The sequence below is a fragment of the Flavobacterium sp. genome, assembly GCF_035456085.1.
In the GTDB taxonomy this organism is placed as follows: Bacteria; Bacteroidota; Bacteroidia; order Flavobacteriales; family Flavobacteriaceae; genus Flavobacterium.
In genome coordinates this window covers 71936-79916 of sequence record NZ_DATIDY010000047.1, presented here as the reverse complement: position 1 = coordinate 79916, position 7981 = coordinate 71936, and the positions used below count along the sequence as shown (strand labels likewise).

General features: G+C 34.5%; 7 protein-coding genes. 4 read left to right on the top strand and 3 right to left on the bottom strand.

Annotated elements, in window-relative coordinates:
• From VLC96_RS04175 to VLC96_RS04165, 3 genes are all read right to left on the bottom strand, one after another.
• On the bottom strand, positions 1-983 hold a 983-nt coding region (locus VLC96_RS04175), incomplete at its 3' end, for an MFS transporter (protein WP_325260795.1).
• 48 nt (positions 984-1031) lie between these two features.
• A complete protein-coding gene (locus VLC96_RS04170; RefSeq protein ID WP_325260794.1) occupies positions 1032-2084 on the bottom strand; it encodes a sugar phosphate isomerase/epimerase family protein in 1053 nt (350 codons plus the stop codon).
• Positions 2085-2094: 10 nt separating this feature from the next.
• The gene (locus VLC96_RS04165; RefSeq protein WP_325260793.1) at positions 2095-3249 is read right to left on the bottom strand and encodes a Gfo/Idh/MocA family protein; all 1155 of its coding nucleotides are present in this window, start codon (positions 3247-3249) and stop codon (positions 2095-2097) included.
• Positions 3250-3714: 465 nt separating this feature from the next.
• Here VLC96_RS04165 and VLC96_RS04160 point away from each other — a divergent pair, with 465 nt between their 5' ends.
• From VLC96_RS04160 to VLC96_RS04145, 4 genes are all read left to right on the top strand, one after another.
• Complete coding sequence (locus tag VLC96_RS04160) at positions 3715-5214, top strand: aminotransferase class V-fold PLP-dependent enzyme (RefSeq protein ID WP_325260792.1); 1500 nt, start codon at positions 3715-3717, stop codon at positions 5212-5214.
• A gap of 126 nt (positions 5215-5340) precedes the next feature.
• Positions 5341-6129, top strand: a complete 789-nt coding sequence (locus VLC96_RS04155) for an SDR family NAD(P)-dependent oxidoreductase (protein WP_325260791.1) — start codon at positions 5341-5343, stop codon at positions 6127-6129.
• 230 nt (positions 6130-6359) lie between these two features.
• Complete coding sequence (locus tag VLC96_RS04150; RefSeq protein ID WP_325260790.1) at positions 6360-7166, top strand: phytanoyl-CoA dioxygenase family protein; 807 nt, start codon at positions 6360-6362, stop codon at positions 7164-7166.
• Positions 7167-7293: 127 nt separating this feature from the next.
• Entirely contained in the window at positions 7294-7980 is a 687-nt protein-coding gene (locus tag VLC96_RS04145; protein ID WP_325260789.1) for a CDP-alcohol phosphatidyltransferase family protein, read from the top strand.
• The last annotated feature ends 1 nt before the right edge of the window (position 7981 follow it).

Here is a 7981-nt window from a genome sequence, read left to right as displayed (position 1 = left end):
ATTTGTCCAGAAACAAAGAAAAAATCGTAACAAACACCATGTAACGCAATCCCGATGATGAGCATAAAACTCAAATCGCCACCATTTCCGTAAGCAAACAATGCATATCGGATTGCCCAAGCCAACATCCCTACCAAAATGGTTTTTTTGAATCCAAAACGAACGAAGAACATTGGAATTAGCAATAAAAATAAAGCTTCAGACACTTGTCCGATAGCCATTTTTCCGGTTGGATTTTCAATTCCCGCATCAGTTAAAAAAGGATGTGCATTTTGATAATAAAACGCCAACGGAATACAGATCAGAATCGATGAAATGAAAAATATCGCAAAATTTTTATCCTTTAATAATTGTAACGCATCAAAACCAAGCAAATCTCCAATTTTAATTTTCTCTGTAGGGGCTACTTTTGGAGGTGTTTTTGGTAAAATAAAACTAAATATCCCCAAGATAAACGCTGCAATTCCCGCCAAAAGGAAAGTGTTTTTAAGAAATCCATTAGAAACGGCTTCTACAGAATCCCAGTGAAACAAAAAGCTAATTGATAAGCCAGCCAAAATCCAACCGATGGTTCCCCAAACTCTTATGTTTGAAAACTCTTTTTCAGGATCTTTCATTTGGTTAAAAGCCACTGAATTTACTAATGCCAGCGTAGGCATATACAAAATCATATAACTTAAGACATAACCGTAAAAGAAATTAATGTCATTAGACTGATACATTTGATACATCAAAAAAGCACCTACAAGATGCAGAATTCCTAAGATTTTCTCCGCATTAAAATAACGGTCAGCAATCAGACCGATGATAAAAGGAGCAATTATAGCGCCCCAAGATTGTGTAGAAAAAATGGAAGCAATTTCTGCCCCCGAAGCTTTCAGATTGTTGCCTAAAAAAGTGCCCAGGGTTACAAACCAGGATCCCCAGATGAAAAATTCGAGGAACATCATTAAAGATAATTTAAATCGGGTAGTTGTATTCATTAATTTTTGGTTAATTGGTTGGTTTTAGTGGCTTTTTAACTCTTAATATTATATTCCTAAATTCTTTTTATTAAAAGCAAGATTTGGTTCAACTGCTGCAAAGTCATCAAATGCTTTGTCAGTTACTTTTATAATGTGTTTTTTTATAAATTCGGCACCTTCACGGGCGCCATCTTCTTGATTTTTCAGGCAACATTCCCATTCCATAACTGCCCAGCCTTTATAATCATATTGTGCTAATTTGCTAAAAATGGTTTTAAAATCAATCTGGCCATCTCCTGGAGAACGATAACGTCCCGCACGGTTTACCCAGCTTTGGTATCCGCCAAAAGTTCCTTGTTTTCCTGTGGGATTGAACTCGGCATCTTTTACATGAAATGCTTTAATACGATCGTGATAAAAATCAATGTATTGAATGTAATCCAATTGCTGTAAAACAAAATGGGAGGGATCATACAAAATACAAGCTCTCGAGTGATTATTGACTGCTTTTAAAAACATTTCGTAAGTTTCTCCATCAAATAAATCTTCTCCCGGATGAATTTCATAGCACACATCTACGCCAGAATTGTCGAATTCATTTAGAATTGGCAACCAACGCTTAGCTAATTCGGCAAAACCATCTTCTACTAATCCTGGAGGACGCTGCGGCCAAGGATGAAAATATTGCCAAAGCAAAGAGCCGCTAAAAGTGGCATGAGCATTTAAACCTAAATTTTGAGAAGCTTTAGCAGCATATTTCAATTGTTGCACCGCCCATTCTTGTCTGGCTTTTGGATTTTGATGAACTTCTTTAGGAGCAAATGCATCAAAAAAGTCATCATAAGCAGGATGAACTGCAACTAATTGTCCTTGTAAATGCGTCGATAATTCGGTTATTTCAAGACCAAAAGATGCAATCGTACCTGTTAGTTCATCAGCATAGGTTTTGCTTTCGGCTGCTTTTTGTAAATCAATAAAACGAGTATCTAAAGTTGGCAATTGAATCCCTTTAAAACCCAAATCAGAAGCCCATTTGCAGATTCCTTCTAACGAATTAAAAGGCGCTTTGTCGCTAATAAATTGTGCCAAAAAAACAGCTGGTCCTTGTATTGTAGTCATGTTTTCTATTTTAGATTTTAAAATCAAACCATTTTTGATCTGATTTGCCTGAAGCAATCACATTTTCTATAAAAGCCATTCCACGGACTCCATCATCCACAGTTGGAAAATCAAGCATGGCTTCGGTTGGTTCTTTTCCGTCCAGTTTGGAAGACAAAGTCAAAGCAAAATTTCGATATATATTGGCAAATGCTTCCAAATAACCTTCCGGATGTCCACTTGGTGTGCGGGTATTACTTTTGGCGATATTTGATAAATAATTTTCTCCAGCGCGATAAATTTGTGTTGGAGCATCAGGCCATTTAATTATCAAAGAATTAGGTTCCATCTGATGCCATTCCAGACCAGCTTTTTCGCCATATATTTTGATTTTCAAAGCATTTTCTTCTCCAGTAGCGATTTGCGTAGCAACCAAAATACCATTGGCGCCATTGTCAAATTTCAGTAAAACATTGCCATCATCGTCAAGTTTTCTGCCTTCAACTACGATGTTAATATCTGCGCAGAGTTTTGTAATTTTTAAACCCGAAATATATTCGGCCAATTGCGCAGCATGAGTTCCGATGTCTCCCATACATCCCGCGATACCGCTTTTAGAAGGATCTGTGCGCCAGACTGCTTGTTTATTTCCATCATTTTCAGATAAAGAAGTTAGCCAGCCTTGATTGTACTCGACCATTACTTTTCTGATTTTTCCTAAAGTACCGTCCGCAACCATTTTTCGGGCTTGTTTTACCATTGGATAACCTGAATATGTATGCGTTAAGCACAAAACGAGTCCGGTTTCTTTAACTTTTTGTTGCAATTGTTTGGCTTCATCAAGAGTTAATGTCATCGGTTTATCAATCAAAACATGAAAACCATGATCTAAAGCCATTAATGCTGGTTTAAAATGTGCAAAATTTGGCGTAACAATCGTTACAAAATCCATTCGTTGATCTTGCGGAAGAAGGCTTTCTGTTACAATCATTTCTTCGTATGAATTATAACATTTTTCATCACGGAGAAATAACTCTTTCCCTGATTCTTTTGATATTTCTGGATTAGAACTAAATGCGCCACAATGCAATTCAACCAAGCCATCCATGTTGGCGGCAATGCGGTGAATTGCACCTATAAATGCATTTTTTCCACCACCGATCATACCCATTTTTAATTTTCTCATTATTATAGTTTGTTAGCTATTTTTAAAATTTGTTTTGGTATATTCTTTATTAAATGATAAAAGAATGCTTTTAGCTTGAAATTGGTATAAGAGCTCCCTTATTAATGTTGTTTAAATACCTTTTAATGAAACATCTCATTTAACATTTTTCTTATTTGATAAAATATTACTGTATTAGTAAAAAAAATGAGAATGTAACAAATATATATTTAATTTATTAATTAATAAAAATAAGGCGAAGTACCGTATTGCTATTAATAAAATAACAAAGTTTTAAAAAAAGGATTTGATTTCGTCTACAGCAATTTTTTTTGTGTAAAAATTTGTAAGTTTTAACATGTATTCGTGTTAAAAATTAGTCTTTTATCGATTAATATTTTCTCTTAAGCGATTAAGATTTTAATTTTACAAGGCTTATTTTTTGTTTAAAAATTCTAAAAGTCAAGCATTCTAAAAACATAAAAAATGAAAACAAGTACTGGTAAAGGCTCTGTAAGTCAATTAGAGAAACATTTTTCTAAGTTTAGAGAAAATACGATTGGTGTTAATCACACTTTCGAATCGGTTTCTGGACCACAAAAATTACTTTATGCAGATTGGATCGCCAGCGGAAGATTATATGCTCCAATTGAAGATATAATGCGCGATAAAATTGGTCCAATGATTGCTAATACCCATTCTTTTTCTAGTGAAACAGGTAAAGCTTCGACCTACGCTTATCAATATGCCAGACAATTAATAAAACAGCATGTTGGTGCCAATGAAAATGATGTTTTGGTAGCAACAGGAACAGGAATGACGTCGGCTTTGTCGAAGTTGCAGCGTATAATGGGTTTGAGATCTGGCGGAAATATAAGTAATGCTAATCTTCGCTACGAAGCAGAACGGCCTGTAGTTTTTATAACACATATGGAACATCATTCTAATCAGGTTCCGTGGTATGAAACTATTGCCGATGTTGTGATCCTTACTCCAGACGAAAATAATTTGGTTAGCCCAAAAGCACTTTCAGAAGCGCTTAAAAAATATAGTAACAGACCTTTAAAAATTGGTTCATTTACAGCCTGTTCTAATGTTACCGGAATCATTACTCCGTATTATGAATTGGCCAAAATTATGCATCAAAATGGGGGCTATTGTTTTGTAGATTTTGCAGCTTCGGCTCCTTATGTAGAAATCAATATGCATCCTGAGGATCCAGATCAACAGTTAGATGCTATTTTCTTTTCGCCACATAAATTTTTGGGAGGTCCTGGAACATGCGGAATCTTGGTTTTTAATGAAAAATTATATTTATCTGAATTCCCTGACAATCCTGGTGGAGGAAATGTAAAATATACCGATCCTTGGGGTGATTATCATTACAGCAGTTCTATTGAGGTTAATGAAGACGGTGGTACCCCGGGGTTTTTACAGGTGATGAGGACGGCTTTGGCAATGGAACTCAAAACACAAATGGGCGTTGAAAATATGAAAAACAGAGAAAAAGAATTGCTGGCTCTTTGTTATTCTGAATTTCAAAAAATTGACGGTTTGACTATTTTGGGAGACATACAATCGGATCGAATTGGCTGCGTTTCATTTGCTATCAAGAATATTCATTATAATTTGATAGTACGTCTTTTGAATGACCGTTTTGGCATCCAGGTTAGGGGAGGCTGGTCATGTGCAAGTACGTATGCCCACAGTTTGCTCGGTATTTCTGAAAATCAGTCTAAAGAAATAATGAAAGGTATTTTAGATGATAATTTAACGAATAAACCGGGATGGGTAAGATTGTCTTTGCATCCAATTATGTCAAACGAAGAACTTTTGTTTATCTCTAACGCTATTCGCGAAGTTGTATCTTTTTATGAAGAATGGCAAAAAGAGTATAAATACAATCCACGTAATAATGAATTTGAAAACATTGATAATCAAGAAACCATTGCTGAGGATGTGAAAGAATGGTTTTGTTTGGAATAACTAACTTAGAAAACAAATTTTCGAAAGGATAATTAGAAAAATAAGGAATTGTAATCATTAATGCGTTAATATAAGAATTACCATTGATTAGAATTAATCTTTATATTTGATGATTAAATTATTCAAATGAGCGAAAAAACTAAACCGTTTGCCTTAATAACTGGCGCCAGCAAAGGCATCGGAAAATCTATTGCCTATCAATTGGCTAAGCAGGGTTACCCACTATTGCTTGTTGCAAGAAGTGAAGAAGAATTAAAAACATTAGCTGATGATCTTCGGGCTAAATACGGCATCAATGCTCATGTTTTACCAACTGATCTTTCTAAAAATGGTGCATCGCTAAAAGTAGCAGATTGGATAAAAGTGAATAATTATCCGGTTGGCTTTTTAGTTAACAATGCTGGTTATGGTTTGTGGGGCGATTTTAGTCAGTCTTCTGTAACCGATCAGCTTGAGATGATGCAACTTAATATGAATGTAGTTGTAGAACTTTCACATTTATTAATACCTATACTTTCGCAACAAAAACAAGCTTACATCTTAAATATATCGAGTACTGCGGCATACCAGGCTGTACCTACATTGGCCGTTTATTCAGCTACAAAGGCTTTTGTTTTATCGTTTACCCGTGCATTGCGTTTCGAACTTGCCCAAACTTCAATTTCAGTAACCTGTTTTAGTCCTGGTCCTGTTGACACTGGTTTTGCTGCAAGAGCTGGTTTAAACGCTTTAAACAAAATGGCTGAAAAGTTTAATATGCAACCAGATGAAGTAGCAAAAATTGCTGTAAAAGCCATGTTTGACAAAAAATCAGAAGTTATTCCAGGTTTTACGAATATCATTTCGGTTTATGCCAACCGTATATTACCAAAGGCATTTATCGAAAAAACGGCAGCTGGCATTTATAAAATTTAATTTTTTCAAAAAAAAATAAAAAAAAATCTTTGCAAAAAGAGAAATAATATTACTTTTGTATTAATATCTACCAATTCTATAGAATATGTATAATAAAAGAAATATGTTTAATTATCCTAAAGAACGAATGCACGCCAATATGCGAATGTGCTATTGTTGTTGTTGCTGTTGTTAATCTTTTAGATAAAAATTACAAATTCTATTCTTTCATTTATTAAAATCTATTTATCATGGTATCTTCTTATAAAACTTTTACTCTTACTGAACAATTAACTAATGAGCAAATTGACTTTTTTAACCAATATGGCTTTATCCATTTCAAAAAATTTATAAATCCAGAAACTGTTTCATCAATCATTGACGCCTCGAAACAAGTGCAGCAAAAATGGATTGACAGTGACCTTAAAAAAATAAATGGTGTTCCAATTAAATATGGAAAAGATTTAGATGGATCTCCAATTGTACAACGTTTTGCTTTTATTAATCAACATCATCAAACCTTAAGCGGTCTTTTACTTGATCCAAGATTTAATGGTTTATTACAATTAGCAGGCGATGGCGCCAGATTAGGAACTGAAGAAAAAGACGGAATGGTTTTTAATCATTATATCAATGGGCCAGAAAGTAAGTTTACCAAAATGGGCTGGCATACAGATGGTTTGAGAGATATTTTTTATGGTGCAAAATTAAACCCAATGCTAAATGTGGGTATCCACTTAAGCACTTTAAAACCCGAAAACGGTGGTCTTAAAATCATTCCAGGTACGCACAAGCAAAGTATTTATCAAATGCTTTTCCGTAAAAAATACTTTTTGGATCATAAAGCCGATCCAGAAGAAGTTTCTATCATTCCAGAAGCTGGAGATTTAACCATTCACGATGGTCGTTTGTGGCACAGAGTTGCAGAATCGTCTATCCGTGGCGAAGAAAGCAGAAGGAGAGTTATTTATATTCCAATTATAGCAGGAAAATACGCTCCTAAAAATGAGAATAGTCCAACGGTTTTCTATCAGCGTTTTGCTGGAATTGTTAAGTAATCATGTTGTTTATCATCGCATATAGCTATCTGGTTAGATCAGGTAAGCTAAAAAGAGCCACAGATTTTCTTAAAAATACGCAAAGAAAAATAAAGTTGAAAATTATAAAACTAGAATTGGGCTATTAATGGGAACACAAACACAGGTTGCAGATTATTCTGAAATTGTACAAAGAACATTTTCAGACCGTAAGCGGACTAATATTTTAAAAAAAGCAGAACAGTCAACGATTGTATTTTTGCTTCCAAAGGTGCCTAAATTCATTTCGCCAAACTTACTCACTTTAATAGGTACACTTGGTTCGGGATTAGTTTTTTTAGCTTTTGTTTTAGGCACTTATACAACCAATTGGTATTTGCTTTTGGGTATTATTGGCTTGGCTATAAATTGGTTAGGTGATTCTTTAGATGGAAGATTGGCTTATTACAGAAATATTCCACGCCGTTGGTATGGTTTTGCACTCGACATTATTTCCGATTGGATTGGTATTATACTTACAGGCTTTGGCTATTATATTTATGCTAAAAATGGCACACAAATAATAGCCTTTGCTTTTGTTGCATTCTATGGATGGTCGATCATTATCAGTCAGTTACGCTACAAAATTACAAACGAATACAGTATAGATTCTGGGTTTGTTGGCCCAACAGAACTTAGATTTATCGTGGCTTTAATTTTAATTTTAGAAGTTTTATTTCATGGATCGATTACTTATTTGGCTGGCTTTATTACCGTTTTGTTGTTTATAATCAATACTATTGATACTTTGAAACTTTTAAAATTGGGCGATTTAAAAGATAAAAACCAAAACTGAT

Coding starts and splice junctions, on each gene's coding strand:
- VLC96_RS04170 (WP_325260794.1), bottom strand. CDS start 2,084: ATGACTACAATACAAGGACCAGCTGTTTTTTTGGCACAATTTATTAGC.
- VLC96_RS04165 (WP_325260793.1), bottom strand. CDS start 3,249: ATGAGAAAATTAAAAATGGGTATGATCGGTGGTGGAAAAAATGCATTT.
- VLC96_RS04160 (WP_325260792.1), top strand. CDS start 3,715: ATGAAAACAAGTACTGGTAAAGGCTCTGTAAGTCAATTAGAGAAACAT.
- VLC96_RS04155 (WP_325260791.1), top strand. CDS start 5,341: ATGAGCGAAAAAACTAAACCGTTTGCCTTAATAACTGGCGCCAGCAAA.
- VLC96_RS04150 (WP_325260790.1), top strand. CDS start 6,360: ATGGTATCTTCTTATAAAACTTTTACTCTTACTGAACAATTAACTAAT.
- VLC96_RS04145 (WP_325260789.1), top strand. CDS start 7,294: ATGGGAACACAAACACAGGTTGCAGATTATTCTGAAATTGTACAAAGA.